Annotated in this window: 15 protein-coding genes; 7 read left to right on the forward strand and 8 right to left on the reverse strand. The window is 68.0% G+C overall.

Annotated elements, in window-relative coordinates; translation table 11 throughout:
• Positions 1 to 111: 111 nt before the first annotated feature.
• Positions 112 to 960 (reverse strand): fumarylacetoacetate hydrolase family protein, encoded by an 849-nt coding sequence (locus P1K88_RS00885; RefSeq protein ID WP_276411813.1) that lies wholly within the window; start codon positions 958 to 960, stop codon positions 112 to 114.
• 110 nt (positions 961 to 1,070) lie between these two features.
• Between P1K88_RS00885 and P1K88_RS00890 the strand changes: the two genes are divergently transcribed.
• The 3 genes from P1K88_RS00890 to P1K88_RS00900 all read left to right on the forward strand — a co-directional run bounded on the left by P1K88_RS00890 (position 1,071) and on the right by P1K88_RS00900 (position 3,504).
• Positions 1,071 to 1,757 (forward strand): AzlC family ABC transporter permease, encoded by a 687-nt coding sequence (locus tag P1K88_RS00890; RefSeq protein ID WP_276411815.1) that lies wholly within the window; start codon positions 1,071 to 1,073, stop codon positions 1,755 to 1,757.
• The gene (locus P1K88_RS00895; protein WP_276411816.1) at positions 1,754 to 2,086 is read left to right on the forward strand and encodes an AzlD domain-containing protein; all 333 of its coding nucleotides are present in this window, start codon (positions 1,754 to 1,756) and stop codon (positions 2,084 to 2,086) included. Before P1K88_RS00890 ends, P1K88_RS00895 begins: the two co-directional genes overlap by 4 nt.
• Before the next feature lie 320 nt (positions 2,087 to 2,406).
• Positions 2,407 to 3,504, forward strand: a complete 1,098-nt coding sequence (locus P1K88_RS00900; protein ID WP_276411818.1) for a Gfo/Idh/MocA family protein — start codon at positions 2,407 to 2,409, stop codon at positions 3,502 to 3,504.
• 84 nt (positions 3,505 to 3,588) lie between these two features.
• Here P1K88_RS00900 and P1K88_RS00905 read toward each other — a convergent pair whose 3' ends face one another.
• Positions 3,589 to 4,938, reverse strand: coding sequence for a nickel pincer cofactor-dependent isomerase, group 22 (locus P1K88_RS00905; protein WP_276411819.1), 1,350 nt, complete (start codon positions 4,936 to 4,938; stop codon positions 3,589 to 3,591).
• A gap of 126 nt (positions 4,939 to 5,064) precedes the next feature.
• Positions 5,065 to 5,838: an SDR family NAD(P)-dependent oxidoreductase gene (locus P1K88_RS00910; RefSeq protein WP_276411821.1), complete on the reverse strand. Its 774-nt coding sequence runs from the start codon at positions 5,836 to 5,838 to the stop codon at positions 5,065 to 5,067.
• Between the two features lie 198 nt (positions 5,839 to 6,036).
• Here P1K88_RS00910 and P1K88_RS00915 point away from each other — a divergent pair, with 198 nt between their 5' ends.
• Complete coding sequence (locus P1K88_RS00915) at positions 6,037 to 6,867, forward strand: SDR family NAD(P)-dependent oxidoreductase (protein ID WP_276411823.1); 831 nt, start codon at positions 6,037 to 6,039, stop codon at positions 6,865 to 6,867.
• Between the two features lie 6 nt (positions 6,868 to 6,873).
• Here the strand turns inward: P1K88_RS00915 and P1K88_RS00920 are convergent, their stop codons facing one another.
• Both P1K88_RS00920 and P1K88_RS00925 read right to left on the reverse strand, forming a co-directional pair.
• A complete protein-coding gene (locus P1K88_RS00920) occupies positions 6,874 to 7,968 on the reverse strand; it encodes a Leu/Phe/Val dehydrogenase (protein WP_276411824.1) in 1,095 nt (364 codons plus the stop codon).
• A 65-nt stretch (positions 7,969 to 8,033) separates the two neighbouring features.
• Complete coding sequence (locus P1K88_RS00925; RefSeq protein WP_276411825.1) at positions 8,034 to 8,846, reverse strand: aldo/keto reductase; 813 nt, start codon at positions 8,844 to 8,846, stop codon at positions 8,034 to 8,036.
• A 104-nt stretch (positions 8,847 to 8,950) separates the two neighbouring features.
• Between P1K88_RS00925 and P1K88_RS00930 the strand changes: the two genes are divergently transcribed.
• A complete protein-coding gene (locus tag P1K88_RS00930; RefSeq protein WP_276411827.1) occupies positions 8,951 to 9,859 on the forward strand; it encodes a DMT family transporter in 909 nt (302 codons plus the stop codon).
• Between the two features lie 323 nt (positions 9,860 to 10,182).
• Here P1K88_RS00930 and P1K88_RS00935 read toward each other — a convergent pair whose 3' ends face one another.
• The 3 genes from P1K88_RS00935 to P1K88_RS00945 form a co-directional block, all read right to left on the reverse strand.
• Positions 10,183 to 11,001 carry a fumarylacetoacetate hydrolase family protein gene (locus P1K88_RS00935; protein ID WP_276411828.1) on the reverse strand — a complete coding sequence of 273 codons (819 nt, stop codon included), beginning with the start codon at positions 10,999 to 11,001 and terminating at the stop codon, positions 10,183 to 10,185.
• Positions 11,001 to 11,351, reverse strand: coding sequence for a cupin domain-containing protein (locus tag P1K88_RS00940; RefSeq protein WP_276411829.1), 351 nt, complete (start codon positions 11,349 to 11,351; stop codon positions 11,001 to 11,003). The genes P1K88_RS00935 and P1K88_RS00940 overlap by 1 nt, the downstream gene beginning before the upstream one ends.
• A gap of 177 nt (positions 11,352 to 11,528) precedes the next feature.
• A complete protein-coding gene (locus P1K88_RS00945; protein WP_276411830.1) occupies positions 11,529 to 12,533 on the reverse strand; it encodes an LLM class flavin-dependent oxidoreductase in 1,005 nt (334 codons plus the stop codon).
• Between the two features lie 151 nt (positions 12,534 to 12,684).
• Here P1K88_RS00945 and P1K88_RS00950 point away from each other — a divergent pair, with 151 nt between their 5' ends.
• Both P1K88_RS00950 and P1K88_RS00955 read left to right on the forward strand, forming a co-directional pair.
• Positions 12,685 to 13,656 (forward strand): D-2-hydroxyacid dehydrogenase, encoded by a 972-nt coding sequence (locus P1K88_RS00950; protein ID WP_276411831.1) that lies wholly within the window; start codon positions 12,685 to 12,687, stop codon positions 13,654 to 13,656.
• Between the two features lie 99 nt (positions 13,657 to 13,755).
• The gene (locus P1K88_RS00955) at positions 13,756 to 15,234 is read left to right on the forward strand and encodes a CoA-acylating methylmalonate-semialdehyde dehydrogenase (RefSeq protein WP_276411834.1); all 1,479 of its coding nucleotides are present in this window, start codon (positions 13,756 to 13,758) and stop codon (positions 15,232 to 15,234) included.
• The last annotated feature ends 42 nt before the right edge of the window (positions 15,235 to 15,276 follow it).

Here is a 15,276-nt window from a genome sequence, read left to right on the forward strand (position 1 = left end):
GGCCCGTTCAGTCCACGCCCGGTCACCGCCGGATTTCGTGTCCAATAGCAGCCGCTACGGGTCTGGAACGGCGAAGGGACCCGTCGCTGGGTCGCCGCCGTCGCCGAGCGGTTACTCGCCGTCGACGACCGGGTTCGACAGCGTGCCGATCCCCTCGATTTCGACCTCGACGGTATCGCCCGCCTCGAGCAGTTCAGGCGGCTCGCGGAAGATGCCGACACCGCCGGGGGTGCCCGTCGAGATGACGTCGCCGGGGCGGAGCGTCATCGCGTGGCTGATGTACTCGACGAGCTCGTAGGCGTCGAAGATGAACTCCGACGTGTTCGAGGACTGCATCGTCTCGCCGTTGACCCGACAGGCGACGTCGGTGGCGTTCGGGTCGAAGTCGCCGCCCTTCGTCAGCGCCGGTCCCATCGGCGCGAAGGTGTCGAAGCTCTTGCCGCGGAGGAACTGGCCGTCCTCGAACTGCGCGTCCCGACCGCTCACGTCGTCGACCACGGTGTAGCCCGCGACGTACGACTCCGCGTCTGCGGCGTCGACGCGGTGGGCCTCCCGGCCGATGACGACGCCCAGTTCGACCTCGAAGTCGACCTCCTCGATCTCCGGCGGGCGGCGGATCGGCGCGCCCGGGTTCGTCACGGCGGTAGGGGCCTTCCCGAAGAGGAGCGGCTTGTCCGGGATGGGTTCGTCCTGTTCCTCGGCGTGGTCCCGGTAGTTCATCCCGACACAGACGATCTTCCCCGGTTCGGGAACGGGGGCGAGCAGGCGAACGTCGGCGACCGGGAGCGTGGTCAGCGCCCCCTCGTCGACGAGCGTCCGGGCGTGTGACCGGTAGCTGTCGTTCGTGATGTCCTGTAGCGACGGCGGCCCGGCCGGGTGATCGGCCAGTGAGTGGACGTCGTCGCCGTCGAGCACACCCCAGTGGCCGGCACCGCCGGCACTGTATCTGACAAATTGCATCGCCTAAGCGGAGTCCTCGTTCGTACTTAACCCTTGTTGTGGCAGCAGCATCGGCGCCTCGTCGCTGGAAGGCGAATCGTTTTATGATAGTACACCGCGTTGCCTACGTAATGACCGCGCGAGACGACTTCGTCGCCGGGGTGCGGACGATGGCGCCGGTGTTACCCGGGATACTCCCCTTTACCCTGATCTTCGGCGTCGTCGCGGTCAGCGTGGGGATAACCCCGCTGCAGGCGGTCGCGATGTCGCTGGTGCTGTTCGCGGGCACCTCCCAGCTCGCGGCCATCGAACTCATCGGCCAGCACGCGCCGGCCGCGGTCGTCGTCCTGACCGTCGTCGTCATCAACCTCCGGGTCGTGATGTACAGCGCCTCGATGGCGCCGTACTTCAGTGACCTCGGGGTCCGCTGGCGCGGCGTGCTCTCTTACCTCCTCACCGACCACGTGTACGCGCTGGCAATCACGGAGGCAGAGGCCACAGACGGGTCCGTCTCGCTGCGGTGGTACTTCCTCGGGCTCGGCACCGCCATCTGGGTCGCGTTCCAGGCCGGAACCGTCGCGGGGGTCGTCCTCGGAGCGACGGTCCCGGATCGGTGGGGACTCGAGTTCATCATCCCGCTCACCTTCCTCGCAATTCTGGTTCCGGAGATGAAAGAGCGGACGAACGCGGTGGTCGCCGTCGCTGCGGGGGCGATCGCCGTCGTCGGTGCGGAGCTCCCGGTGAACCTCGGTCTCTTCGTCGCCGCCGTCGTCGCCGTGCTCCTGGGGGCCGTGCTGGACGGGGTGAGCGGCGAGTGACCCCCTCGTCCGACTGGCTCATCTGGATGGTCGTCGTCGTCGGTGGCCTGGCCACCTTCGCACTGCGCGCGTCGTTCATCTTCCTGTTCGAGCGGCTCGGCGATCTGTTGACGCGACTCGAACCGGTACTGGACTACGTCCCCGCCGCGGTTCTGGCGGCGCTGGTCGCCCCGAGTTTCGTCGTTCTGGACGGAGCCGCCGTCGGTGTCGGGAACGAACAGCTCCTGGCCGGCGTCGGCGCGTTCGTCGTCGCCTGGGTGACCGAGAACATGCTGGCGACGATCATCAGCGGGATGGCCATCTTCTGGGCGGTCCGGTTTTTGGCGTAGTGGGCCGGCGAGACCGAGCGGGCACCGGTCCGGCGCCGAGAGGCCGTCATCAGCACGAGCAACCCGACGAGGGCAGTCTCGGGGTCCGACACCGGGGAGAATCGGTGCCCCGCCGCTGGGGAGATGTGACAGTATATCGGTATAGCGGGCGACTCTGGGGACGCCGAGCGCTCCGGTCGACCGGATACCTTTAAGCGTGGTCACGAATAATTCCCGCTCGTGACCCCACTGATCGACGGTACGAATTGCACGCAGTTGAGTCACCCGCGCGGTCACGCGGGCACCAGCGGTCCCGAATCGGCAATCACCCACGAACACGCATGACCTACAGAGCAGGCATCATCGGTGCAGGCGGCATCGCGGGAATGGGTGTGCTGGGCTTCCACGACGACGACGCCATCGGGAAGGAGAAGATCGACTCGAGTCACGCGGGCGGGTACAACAACACCGACGACATCGAACTCGTCGCCGTCGCCGACGTCGACGAGGAGAAACTCGCCACGTTCGGCGAGGCGTGGGACATCCCCCCGGAACGTCGGTACGTCGGCCACGACGGGATGCTGGCCACGGAGGACCTCGACGTCGTCTCCGTCTGTACGCCCTCGTTCCTCCATCACGACCACGTCGTCGACACGGTCCGGTCCGAGGCCGACCCCGACGTGATCTGGTGTGAGAAACCGATCGCCTCCTCGGTGACCGACGCCGAGAACATGATCGAGCTGTGCGACGACCACGGCACGGAGCTCGTCATCAACCACTCGTTCCGGTTCACCGACAAGCTGCAGACCCTCGAGGAGCACATGCGCGACGGCGACCTGCTGGGGGACGTTCACTCGGTGGCGACCCAGTTCCGGATGGAGCTGCTCCGGAACTCGACGCACCTCCTCGATACGCTCGTCTACCTGCTGGACGCCCGCGCCGAGGACGTGAGCGGGTACATCACGGGCGAGAACCAGGCCGTCGACACGCTGGAGGCGGGACAGACAGTCGACGACTCGGGCGGCGGCGGCTACGTCGTCATGGACGACGGGACGTTCACGACGATCGACTGTACGCCCCCGCGCGACGAGTCCTCGATGACGCTGAACTTCATCGGGTCGAAGGGGAAGCTGTACATGAACAACGACGACGGCGAGTGGCGCTACTGGAACCACGACGGCGACGGCTACGTCGAGGAGTCACTCCCGGGTATCGAGGGCGCATGGACCTGGGAAGACGACTACACGCGCTCCTTTGCAAACGCAGCACAGCACGTCGAGGCGCTGCTCGATGGGACGGCGGAGAACCACTCCACGGGCGAGGAGGCCAAGCGCTCGCTTGAGATCATCGTCGGATTCTACATCTCACATTACACGGGCGGCGACGTCTCGATTCCGCTCGACCGGCCCCTTCGCGACGTAGAGATCACCTCCTGGTGAGAGCCCGGCGCCTCGTCGCCGGTTCCCCGGGAGCGACAACGTCTCCCCGGAATCCCTGCACGCAGCGTCGGCTGTATCGGCGGCTCAGTGGTCCCGGGGTACCGGCGAGGGCGCGGCGAACGAGCCGTCGACGAATTCGATGGGAGCGGGCTCCCTGGTGACCTCCAGGTCGGGTCGCCCCCGGGCCTCCTCGACGAGGGCCTCGGAGACGTACAGCTCTTCGAGCCGCATCGTATCGGTGACCCGTGCCACTCTGGCGTCCTCGGGACCGACGACGCCGACGGTCGAGAGCGAGGCGACGAGTCCGGCCCGGTCCGACGCGACCGGGGCTGGCACGCGGGTCCCCGGGAGCGTGCTGGCCGTGATACAGTTGATCAGCGACTTCGAGACGTCCATCGACTCCAGGAGGTCCGCGTGGATCAGGTCTGCGGAGCCGAGCCCGGTCGCGTTCCCGTGGGAGGGGTCGGTGAGCGACCGGACGTAGATGCGCTTGATGTCGGGCCGGTCGGGTTCCGGTTCGTCGAATCCGAACACGAGCCGCCCGATGACGTTCGTGTCCATGCCGGAGCCGCTGATGTCCTTCCCCATCTGGTCGACGACGAGGACGTCGAGCTCGTCGAACGGGATCGTGGGCATGAGCTCGTAGGACTTCTCTAGGAGTTCCGCCTCGCGGTCGAGGAAGCCCGACGGCGGGACGCCCTCGACGATGGCCGTGTCGTCGTGCTGGTCCTCGACGATGGCGACGCCCCCGACGACCGGGAGCTCCTCCCGGAGGAGCGTGGATATCTCGGGCAGCATCTCACTGAGGCTCCAGTCGACGGACCACTCGTGGGCGGTCTTGGCGCCGCGTTGCTTGCCCATCCCGATGACGAGCATCTTCGAGAGCCCGCTCTCGACCGCACCCTGGAAGTCTGTGTGGGCCTTGATTCGGTTGATCGGGAGGATGGCGTCGGCCGCCGCCGCGTTCGCGTCGGCGACCGCCGGGATGTCCCGTTCCGGCGTCCGTCCGACCTCGACGACCTCCATCGTCGCCCTGACTTCACAGCCGACGGTCTCCTCGTTGACGCCGAGCGCATCGAGTTTGGCCCGCTGGCCGTCGGCGGTCGCGCCGCCGTGGCTCCCCATCGCGGGGAACACGAACGGTTCGTACCCCTGCGCCTGGAGCTCGTCGACGACGCCGCGGACGATCGCCGGCAGGTTGTTGATACCGCGACTGCCGACACCGACGGCGACCGAGCCGCCGTCAGGCACCCCTTCGAGGGCGAGGTCGTCCAATGTGGTTGCCGCGACTGCCGCCACATCGTCGTCGGGGATGGGGTCCGTCTCCCACGTCTGCCTGACGGTCCCCATCTCCGGGAGCGGGCGGTCGTGGCACGCCTCGAGCACCGTCTCCTCGGGGACCGGATACACGCCGGGCTGGTTCTGGTCGGACATGGCTCGGTAGAGTCGTGGAAGAGTGATAAATGCCCCGGCAGGGACGCTGGACGGGGACGGTTCGGGGCAGGGCGACGGCCCCAACGGCCCCGACGGACGCGTCGACGCGGCTACGCAGCCGCTCCGTCAGAAGGCGCTGTCGCCGAAGCCGCCGTCGACCGTGAGAACCTCGCCAGTCACGTAGGACGACGCGTCGCTCCCGAGGTAGATCGCCGCGCCGACGATCTCCTCCCGGTCGGCGACTCGCCCGAGGGGGGTTCGCTCGTCGATCTCGGCCCGCTTGTCGGTCCCCTTCGCGTACGTCTCGGCGTTCTGGGGCGTGATGACGAACCCGGGTGCGATGGCGTTGACCCTGACGGTCGGTGCGAGTTCCTTCGCCGACGCGCGCGTGAACGCCTCGACGCCGCCCTTCGCGGCGGAGTAGGCCGGCAGGTTCGCCATCGCGAGTCTGGCGGCCAGCGAGGAGATGTTGACGACGGACCCGCCGTCGTCCATCCCCGGGACCAGCGCCTGTGTCACCGTCCGGACGCCGTCGAGTGCCACGTCGGTGACGAATTCCCACGAGTCGTCGTCGATGCCGAGGACCGTCTCCCGGGAGATGGCGCCCTGCGAGGCGACGACCACGTCGATACCGCCGAGTTCCTCGACGGCCGTCTCGCGGACGCGGTCGAGCGAACCGCGGTCGGTCACGTCGCAGGTCACGCGGGCCGTCTGGGCGCCACGTTCCTCGAGTGCCGCGGCCGTCGTCTCGACGTTCTCCTCGCTCCGGCTCGTGGCGATGACGTCGGCCCCGTCGGCCGCGAACCCGAGCGCTATCGCTTCGCCGATGCCGCTCGTCCCACCGACGACGACGGCGCGCTTCTCGCTGACAGTCACCGGCGTGTGCTCGTAGTCGACCATACGTAGGTCCCGTCGCGTCCACCCATTACGTTTGTGGACGGTCGATGGTCGACAGGTTCGCGCCGGCCGCTCGAAACCGTCCGGGGTGAATCGTACCGAGGGCCACCGTGAGCGAGGTGGCGTATCGAGATGGCGGCCCCCCACGTCCCGCCCAGCATAGCGTATAGTATTATATGTGCTGGCCGAAAATCATGGGGCATGCCAGAGGACCTCACAGGAGAGACGGCGGTAGTCACCGGATCGAGCAGCGGCATCGGCGCAGCCATCGCGAAGCGATACGCGGCGGCCGGCGCGAACGTCGTGACGAACTCGCGCTCGTACGACCGGGCGAAGTCGACGGCCGACGAGATCGAAGCCGACGGCGGCGCCGCCATCGCGGTCGAGGCGGACGTGACCGACCGCGACGAGATGGACGACCTCGTCGCGGCGGCCATCGACGAGTTCGGCTCGGTCGACGTGATGGTCAACAACGCCGGGACGACGGTCATCGACTCAGCCATGGAGATGGACCCGGAGGACTGGCAACAGGTCGTCGACATCAACCTCACCGGCGTGTTCTTCGGTGCGCAGGCCGCAGGCAACCAGATGATAGAACAGGAGACGGGCGGCCAGATCATCAACGTCGGGAGCATCTTCGGCGAGATAGGCGTGCAGGGACGCGCCCCCTACAACGCGACGAAGGGCGGCGTACACAACCTGACTCGAGCGCTAGCCGTCGAACTGGCCGAACACGACATCGGCGTCAACGCCCTCGCGCCGGGGTTCATCAAGACCGCGATGGACGAACAGACCAGGGAGAGCGACGACGAGGACGAGGACGAGGACCCCCCCGACCGGTCGGACTGGCCCTACTACGGCTACGAGGACCAGCACATCCGCAACCGCGTGCCGCTGGACCGCTACGGCTCTGTCGAGGAGATGGCGAACTGCGCGCTGTTTCTCGCGGCGGGCGACCACTACATGACCGGCGAAGTGCTGACAGCCGACGGCGGCTGGCTGGCGTTCGGCTGGGGCAGCAAGGGGACCTGAGCTAGGTCACCACTGCGGTTGGCGGCGTTCTGTGACCTTCTTCCGGGCCGAGTCGACGTCCTCGATTCGCTCGCGGGCGATCTCGTTGGCGATGGCGTAGGTGGGGCGCCCCTCCCGCTCGGCCCGCTCGCCGATGACGACCATCCGGTCGTATATCTCGTCGATCATCGCCCGGGACCTCGTGTGGTTGTACCCGCCCTTCCGGAGCAGGTCGGTGTCGTCGATGGTGCGGCCGGAGTTGGCGAGGTAGTCCGGCGCGTAGAGGATCCCCGCCTCGTGGAGCATGGTCCCGTGCTCGTCCTCGTCCTCGAGCTGGTTGTTCGCGGCGCCACAGACGACGTCACACTCGAGGCGCGGGATCGTATCGTCGTTCAGGGCGCCCCCGAGCGCACAGGGGGCGAGCACGTCGCAGTCGACGTCGAATATCGCATCCGTCGAGACGGTGGTGGCGCCGAACTCGTCTTCGGCGCGGTCGGTCGCGGCCTCGCTCACGTCGGCGACCGTGATCTGTGTCCCGCGCTCTGCGAGGTACTGGACGAGCGCCATCCCCATCTCACCGACGCCCTGGACGGCGACGTGACAGTCCGAGAGGTCGCGGTCCTCGTAGGCCAGGTCACAACAGGCCTCCATCGCGCGGACGACACCGAGGCCGCCGCCGTGGAACCCCTCGGGGTGGTCGAACTGCTCGGGGAGTCCCACGACGTAGTCCGTCTCCATGTTTATCCACCGGAGTTCGCGGTCGTCCGTGCCCACGTCGGCCCCGGTGATCCACCGGCCGCCGAAGGAGTCGACGATGCGCCCGTAGCTCCGGTAGAGCTCCTCGGTACAGTGGTCGGGGTCGTCGACCCAGATGACCGCCTTCGCGCCCCCGAGGTTGATCCCCGAGATGGCGTACTTGTAGGTCATCGACCGCGAGAGTCTGAGGACGTCGCGAACGGCTTCCTCCTCCGACGCGAACGCGTAGCGCCGCGATCCCCCGGCCGCCGGGCCGAGCGTGGTGTCGTGGATGCCGACGAACCCCTTCAGCCCGACCTCGTCGTCCCGGAACGCCTTGAACTCGTTGTGGCCGTATTCGGCCAGCTGGTCTTGTAGAGTGACCATAGCTGGCCTGCGGCGGGTGGTGGCTTATTTCTTTGCACCCCGTCGGATGACGGGGACCGGTCGGGTCAGCGGTTCCAGGGCGCGTACTCCCGGTCGATGATCCGTCGTTCGCGGTCGATCGAGTCGATGCGAGCGAGGTCGGCGTCGTCCAGGCCGAGGTCCGCCGCGGCGAGGTTGTCACGGAGGTGGTCGGGACTGGACGCCTTCGGGATGACCGCGACGTTGTCCTTCGATAAGAGCCACGCGAGACTCACCCGGGCCGGAGAGACGCCGTGTCGGTCGGCGACCTCGCGGACCTCGGGCACGTCGAACACCGCGCCCTGAGCGAGCGGACAGAACGCGACGAGCCAGTAGTCGTGTGCCTGGGCGTCCGCGAGGAGGTCCGCCTGCTGGAGCAGCGGATGCATCTCGACCTGGTTGGCGAACAGCGGCGGGTCGAGCACCTCGCGGGCGCGTTCCAGCTGATCGGGTTCGAAGTTACACACCCCGGCGTGACGGATGGTCCCCGCGTCGTAGAGCTCGTTGAACGCCCCCAGCGTCGTCTCCGGGTCGTAGAGGTCGGCCGGCCAGTGGACGTACAGCAGGTCGAGGTAGTCGGTCCCGAGCCGGTCGAGACTCCCCCGGACGCCCTCGATGACGTCTTCGCGTTCCGGCCCCGGCTTCACCTCGTGGACCGTCTTCGTGGCGAGAAAGACGTCCTCGCGCGGGACGTCGGCACGTCGGATCCCCTCGCCGACGTACGTCTCGTTCCCGTACACCTCCGCGGTGTCGATGTGTCGGTAGCCGGCCTCGAGCGCCCGGGACACGTGCTCCACCCACTGCTCCCGGTTCGCTTCGGAGTACGTGCCGAGCCCGATCCGCTGGAAATCCGTGGCCATACCCCGACGACTCCCGCCACCCTTATCAGCGTACTGACGGGACGTCGTGCACGCGTCGCCCCGGTTCCGTAATGTATATCGCCGCCCCGTCACTGGTCCCACCAATGAGTAAGGCGTCGACGACGGGGCTGTTCCTGCTGCTCGGACTCATCTGGGGCGGCTCATTCGTCGCCATCGAGGTCGGACTGGCGGACTTCCCGCCGCTGCTCTTTGCGTCCTTCCGGTTCTATCTCGCGGGCGCCGTCATGCTCGGCTACGCGGTCGTCTCGACCGACCACTGGCGCCCCCATCGAAACGACGAGTGGCTCGTCGTCGGCATCGCGGGCGGCCTGCTGATCGCGGGGACGCACGCGTTCCTGTACCTCGGTGTGCCGTACATCTCCGGTGCCGTCGCCGCCATCATCATCAGTTTCAGCCCGGTGCTGACCGCCGTCTTCGCCAGCGCGCTCCTCGGTGATCGACTCACCGCCGTCGGCCTCGTCGGGTTCGCGTGTGGCCTCGTGGGCATCGGGCTGGTCAGCCAGCCCGACCCGTCGAACCTGCTGTCGGCGAACGTCGTCGGCGTCAGCCTGGTGTTCGTGGCCGCCACCTTCTGGGCGCTCGGCGCCGTGCTCACCCGGCCGTTCCGGACCGCCATTCCGGTACAGAGTCTGCAGGCCTGGGCGATGCTGACCGGTGCACCGCTGTTGCACGTGACCGCGATCGCACGTGGCGAGGCGCTCGCTGCGATCACCTGGACGCCGATCGTCGCGGGGTCGCTCGCGTATCTGGGGCTGATCGCCGGCGCGGTCGCGTTTCTCATCTACTTCGAGCTGCTCGACCGCGTCGGCGCCGCCGAGATCAACCTCATCGGCTACCTCGAACCGGTCGCAGCGACGGGACTCAGCTACCTGCTGCTCGGACGGGTGATCGGCCTGCCGGTCGTCGCGGGGTTCGTCGCGATCTTCGTCGGCTTCGTCCTGATAAAGCGCACTGCGATACGGAAGTCGATCGTCTCGGCCACCAGCCTGTAGCCCGGGCCGGCGTCTGTCCGCGAGGTGTCCGTGGGGTCTCCAGACCGAGTCGACGCGTGCGGTGCGACGAGGGACGGACTCGTTCGGTCCGTCCCGCCAGAGCGCACCGTGCTGTCAAATCGGTATCGTAGCGCGTCGCGCCGCGGGGCGTCACGCGTCTCGCCCTCGTTCCGGGACTGCAGAGGGGGATCCCGCCCGGGTCATCACACGGGGTGGCCGTTCTCAGTCCCAGGGAATTGCGTGCCGCACGCGAGTTGGTTACAGTAAGTCCACAGTATCCGTCAGCGGGTGAGAGAAGCCGGCCGGAGGGCCCCGCTCTCCCGTCAGCGAACGACCGACGCGTCCACCGACCCGAACCGGTCCACCTCGGCACGGACGTGATCGCCGGGACGGACGACGTGTGCGCCGGGCGTCCCGGTGCTGATGACGTCACCGGGTTCGAGCGTCATCACGCGCGAGTGGAAGGCGACCAGTTCGCGCGGCGGGACGTGCATGTTCGCGACGACGTTTCGGGCGCGGGGTTCGTCGTTCACGACGGTCCGGACCTCGACGTCCGAGAGGTCCGTCCCCGGGTCCGGAACCGCGATGTGCGGGCCGAGGACGAGGAAGGTATCGAAGCTTTTCGCCCTGGTGAGAAAGCGCGGATTCCGGCGGAGCACGTCCTCGGCGGTCACGTCGATGACCGGGAGATACCCGGCGATCACCTCGTCGGCCGCCGATTCGTCGACGTCCCGACAGGTCCGGCCGATGACGACCGCCAGTTCGGCCTCCGCGGTCACGCGGTCGGAGATGTCGGCCGGCGGGAGACGTATCGGTCCGCCGGGACCCGTCGCGGCCGTCGCCGGCTTGAAGAAACTCGCGGGCTCCGACGGGGCGTCCTCGTCGAGGTCGGCGGCGTGGTCGGCGTAGTTGAGACCGATTCCGAACAGCTTCCCCGGGTCGGCCAGTGGCGCCCCGACGGTCAGGTGCGCCGCCGGAACGCGCCGGGCGGGCGCCGTCCCCGGGTCGGGGAGCGTGTCCGGTGCCGTCGGGAGGACGTCCCGGATCGACTCGGCACCGGGAACGGCCGCCTCGAGCGGAACGTACCCCCGGTCGTCGCCGAGCATGGGGGTGCCGTCGGTGGTGCGTGCGAGGTAGCGCATCACTCCGCCTCCCGGTCGAGCCAGAAGTCGAACGAACGCCCCGGCGCGAAGGCGTCGATGCCGACCGCGCGGGTCTGGCCGGTGTTCTCGACGCGGTGGCGCTCGTTCGCCTCGAGCCACACCGAGTCGTACGCTTCGAGCGTCACGGCGTCGTCGTCGGTGACCACCGTGAGCTCGCCGGCGAGGCAGAGACAGACCTGCTCGTTCTCGTGGTCGTGCATCGGCGAGGAGTGCCCGGGTGGCTTCTCGAACCACTCGAAGGAGAACGACTCGCTCCCGGCCATCGCCACGCGGCGCCACCCGGCATCCGGCTCGTAGGTCTCGGCGTCGTCGAACGGGACTGGTTCCATACCCTCTGACTCCGGGCGTGCTGTAATCAAGATTGGTGTTGGTACCACGTCGGTCCCGGTGGGCGCCGAGAGCTGTTCGAGGCGTGGGGACGGCGGGACTGACCCGTCGGTCGCGTACCGCCGGATCGGCACGCGAACCCGTCGGGGTGTCGTCGGCCTGCTCCGGCACGCCGGTCGTTACTGGACCGCCGGCACGACCTCGTCGCCAAGCCGCTCGATGCACGTACGGACCTCGTCGGCTTCCAGCCCCGGCACGTAGGGGCGCAACAGCACGTGCACGTCGTCACCCAGTTCCTCCTGGAAGCGACCGACCTCCCGGGCGACCTCGGACGGCGTCCCCACGATCGCCTGCTCCTCCATGTGTCGTTTCCGTTCGGCCGAGAGCTCCTCGATCGGTTCGTCCGCGGAGTACTCGTCGTACTTGCGCTGCATGTAGAAGAGTGGCTCGCGGAACCGTTCCCAGGCCGCCTCGGCGGAGTCGTCGACGAAACAGTACCGCTGGACGTACGTGGTGAACTCGCGGTCGAGTTTCTCGGCCTCGCGGAGCCGTCGCTGGTAGCGGACGCGCTTCGTGATCTCCTCGAACGGGAGGGTCTCGGGCGCCGTCCACCCGTCGCCGAGCATCGCCGCACGCCGGACGGCCGGTTTCGCGGTCCCGCCGAGCGTGATTCTGGGCGGATCGACGGGCTTTGGGGTCACGGTAGCGTCAGCAGTGACCGAGTGGAAGCGGGGGTCGAACCCGAGCGGGCCGTCGCTCCAGGCATTCCGGGCGACGCGGATCGCCTCCTCGGTCTTGAGGGCCCGGTCGCGCTTGTCGACCCCGAACTGCTCGAACTCCTCGTCCCGGTAGCCGTTGGTCACTCCGAGCGTCACCCGACCGTCCGAGAGGAGGCTCAGCGTCGCGGCGTCCTCGGCGACGCGCACAGAGTCGTGCAGCGGCGCGAGTAGCATCGACGTTCCGAGCGAGATGTTCTCGGTCGCCCCGGCGAACGCCCCGAGTGTCGGGAGGAGACTCGACATGTACCCCTCCGGCGTGAAGTGGTGGGCCGAGACCCACGCGCTCTCGAGGCCGACCTCGTCCGCCGTCGTGACGAGGTCGATCATGTCGTCGTAGACCGCCGTCAGCGGGCGGTCGTCGTCCGGGTGCTGTAGCCCATTGAACAGGCAAACGCCGATATCCATAGACGACACCACCGTAGCCATCGGCTTATACTTGGGGTATGGGTGGAGAGCGCCGTCGAACGGCCACCTGACGCGTCTCGCCGGCTGGCCTCGTTAGACGTTACCGAAAGGGGAACCGATATAGTCCCGGCTTCTGTTGGACGACTTACGCATGAGCGCAATCGACGTCCTCGTGCTCCGTCAGGAGACCCACGGACTGCCAGTGAGCGACTACGCGGCGGACCTCCGCGAGCGACTGCCCGACGCGACTGTGGAGGTCGCTCGGACGCCGAAAGAGGAACGCGACCTGGTCCCGGAGGCACGAGTGATCACGTCCGTCGAGTTCGACACCGAGTTGCTCGACCGCGCGGAGAACCTCGAGCTGTTCGCGGGCGTCGCGGCCGGCTACGAGCATCTCCCGCTCGACGCGCTGGCGGCGAACGGGGTCGCCGTGACCAACGCCTCGGGCATCCACGCCCCCAACATCGCCGAACAGGTCATGGGCTACGTCCTCCAGCACACCCGCAATCTCGACGTCGGGCGCCACCGCCAGGAACGGCGGGAGTGGCGCCACTTCCAGTCGGACGAGCTGATGGGGAGCACGGTCACGATCGTCGGTCTCGGTGCGATCGGCGAGGCCATCGCCGAGCGCGTCCAGGCGTTCGGCGTGGACACCATCGGCGTCCGCTACACCCCCGAGAAGGGCGGGCCGACCGACGAGGTCATCGGCTTCGACGACGAGGCGTTCCACGCCGCGCTGGCCGAGACCGACCACCTGCTGATCGCCTCGCCACTGACCGAGACGACGAGAGGGCTCGTCGACGCGGAGGCGTTCAAGACGCTGCCGCCCCACGCGTACCTGGTCAACGTCGGCCGCGGCCCCATCGTCGACACCGACGCGCTCGTCTCGGCGATCCGTTCGAACTCGATCGCCGGGGCCGGCCTCGACGTCACCGATCCCGAACCGCTTCCCGCCGACCACCCGCTCTGGTCCTTCGAGAACGTCACCATCACCCCCCACAACGCCGGCCACAGCCCCAAACACTGGGCACGCCTCGCCGACATCGTCGCGGGCAACGTGGAGCGACTCGACGCCGGCGCGACTGCCGAGCAACTCGAGAACCTGGTTCAGGCGCCGGAGTGACGCGTCCCGGTCGCAGAGCCCGGCGGTGGACCGGCCCGTCCGGCCCACCACCCTTGTCCAACCACGTACATATTTATCGCTCGAAGCTGGACTTTTGGTATGGTCGATCAGGTACAACTGCCGGGCCACGGTACGGTGCGTAATTACGCCGACGGCGAGTGGCGTGAGGTCGATGGCGACGAGGACCAGACCGTCACGAACCCCGCGACGGGCGAGACGCTGGCGACGGTCGCGTTCAGCGACGCGGCGACCGTCGACGACGTCGTCGGGACAGCACTGGACGCGTTCGAGACGTGGAGCGAGCGCCCCGTCGAGGACCGGATCCAGCCGCTCTTTCGATTCAAACAGCTGCTCGAGGAGAACCAGGACGAGCTCGCCGACCTGCTGGTGAGCGAACACGGGAAGACCCGCTCGGAGGCGCTCGGAGAGATACGCCGGGGCATCGAGAACGTCGAGGTCGCCTGTGGCATCCCCTCGATGATGCAGTCCGGGACCCTGCTCAACGCGGCGCCCGACATCGACGAGAGCGCCGTCCGCAAGCCGCTGGGCGTGTTCACGGCCGTCACGCCGTTCAACTTCCCGGCGATGATCCCCCTGTGGTTCATGCCCTACGCCGTCGCGACCGGCAACTCGTTCGTGCTAAAGCCAAGCGAGCGCGACCCACTGACTGCACAGCGCATGTTCGAACTCGTCGACGAGGCGGGGTTCCCGGACGGCGTCGTGAACCTGGTCAACGGCGGGGAAGACACCGTCAACGCGTTGCTCGAGCACCCGGACGTCGCCGGCGTCTCGTTCGTCGGCAGCACCCCGGTCGCCGAGTACGTCTACGAGACGGCCGCCGCGAACGGGAAGCGCGTGCAGGCCCAGGGCGGCGCGAAGAACCACATCATCGTCACGGAGAACGCCGACCTCGAGTTCGCGGCCGAGAAGACCGTGGGCTCGTCCTTCGCGAACGCCGGCCAGCGGTGCCTGGCGAACCCGGTCGCGGTCGTCGAGGACGCCGTCTACGACGAGTTCGCGGACCTCGTCGTCGAGCGCGCGGACGCAATGCGCGTGGGGAACGGCCTGGACGACGACACCGACATGGGCCCGCTCGTCTCACCGGCGGCCAAGCAACGCGTCGTCAACTACATCCAGACCGGCGTCGAGGAGGGCGCGACGCTCCTGCTCGACGGGCGGGAGACCGACGGCGACGGGCGTCAGGAGACGTTCCTCGAACCGACCGTCTTCGGCGACGTGACGTCGGACATGACGATCGCCCGGGAGGAGATCTTCGGGCCGGTCCTCGCGCTCGTCCGGGTGTCCGACTTCGACGAGGCCATCGCGACCCACAACCAGAGTCCCTTTGGCAACGCCGCCAGCCTGTTCACCAACGACGGGGGCGAGGCGCGCCGCTTCCGCCACGAATCCACGGCCGGCAACCTCGGTGTCAACGTCGGGACGGCGGCGCCGATGGCGTTCTTCCACTTCGGCGGTCGGAAAGACTCGTTCTTCGGCGACCTGCACGCGCAGGGCGAGGACATGATCCACTTTTATACCGACAAGACGATCTACATCGAGCGCTGGCCCGACGCCTGAACGGTCGCCACACCGCGGTGTCCGCAAGTACTAAGCGCTCCT

Origin of the sequence: Haloarcula halobia, from assembly GCF_029338255.1 — an archaeon.
GTDB lineage: Archaea > Halobacteriota > Halobacteria > Halobacteriales > Haloarculaceae > Haloarcula > Haloarcula halobia.

Coding starts and splice junctions, on each gene's coding strand:
- P1K88_RS00885 (WP_276411813.1), bottom strand. CDS start 960: ATGCAATTTGTCAGATACAGTGCCGGCGGTGCCGGCCACTGGGGTGTG.
- P1K88_RS00890 (WP_276411815.1), top strand. CDS start 1,071: ATGACCGCGCGAGACGACTTCGTCGCCGGGGTGCGGACGATGGCGCCG.
- P1K88_RS00900 (WP_276411818.1), top strand. CDS start 2,407: ATGACCTACAGAGCAGGCATCATCGGTGCAGGCGGCATCGCGGGAATG.
- P1K88_RS00905 (WP_276411819.1), bottom strand. CDS start 4,938: ATGTCCGACCAGAACCAGCCCGGCGTGTATCCGGTCCCCGAGGAGACG.
- P1K88_RS00910 (WP_276411821.1), bottom strand. CDS start 5,838: ATGGTCGACTACGAGCACACGCCGGTGACTGTCAGCGAGAAGCGCGCC.
- P1K88_RS00915 (WP_276411823.1), top strand. CDS start 6,037: ATGCCAGAGGACCTCACAGGAGAGACGGCGGTAGTCACCGGATCGAGC.
- P1K88_RS00920 (WP_276411824.1), bottom strand. CDS start 7,968: ATGGTCACTCTACAAGACCAGCTGGCCGAATACGGCCACAACGAGTTC.
- P1K88_RS00925 (WP_276411825.1), bottom strand. CDS start 8,846: ATGGCCACGGATTTCCAGCGGATCGGGCTCGGCACGTACTCCGAAGCG.
- P1K88_RS00930 (WP_276411827.1), top strand. CDS start 8,951: ATGAGTAAGGCGTCGACGACGGGGCTGTTCCTGCTGCTCGGACTCATC.
- P1K88_RS00935 (WP_276411828.1), bottom strand. CDS start 11,001: ATGCGCTACCTCGCACGCACCACCGACGGCACCCCCATGCTCGGCGAC.
- P1K88_RS00940 (WP_276411829.1), bottom strand. CDS start 11,351: ATGGAACCAGTCCCGTTCGACGACGCCGAGACCTACGAGCCGGATGCC.
- P1K88_RS00945 (WP_276411830.1), bottom strand. CDS start 12,533: ATGGATATCGGCGTTTGCCTGTTCAATGGGCTACAGCACCCGGACGAC.
- P1K88_RS00950 (WP_276411831.1), top strand. CDS start 12,685: ATGAGCGCAATCGACGTCCTCGTGCTCCGTCAGGAGACCCACGGACTG.
- P1K88_RS00955 (WP_276411834.1), top strand. CDS start 13,756: ATGGTCGATCAGGTACAACTGCCGGGCCACGGTACGGTGCGTAATTAC.